This window comes from Planococcus sp. RAB007_Raresut (assembly GCF_057369535.1).
On sequence record NZ_JBXYIF010000121.1, the window covers coordinates 1 to 269 of the forward strand.

1 protein-coding gene is annotated in these 269 nt (G+C 45.7%); it reads right to left on the minus strand.

The genetic code is table 11. The features are described from left to right. Nucleotides 1-255, minus strand: a 255-nt coding sequence (locus AC2Q9J_RS17985) for an NAD(P)-dependent oxidoreductase (protein ID WP_499042054.1), incomplete at its 3' end; no start/stop codon positions are given. Nucleotides 256-269 lie beyond the last annotated feature (14 nt).

Genomic DNA, 269 nt, shown 5'->3' on the forward strand with positions numbered 1-269 from the left:
TTCAGGGAAGTTCACCGCAGAAAGCGTCATACCTTTGTCTGAATATGCAACAAATTTCTCAGCTACTTCTAAACCAATGTTCGCTTGCGCTTCCATGGTTGAACCACCAACGTGTGGAGTCAAGATCACGTTGTCTAAACCACGTAGTGGTGAAACAAACTCTTCACCATTGGCTTTAGGCTCTTTCGGGAATACGACAACCGCTGCACCTGCAAGGTGACCTGATTTAATCGCATCTGCGAGATCTTCAATCACAACACATGTACCAC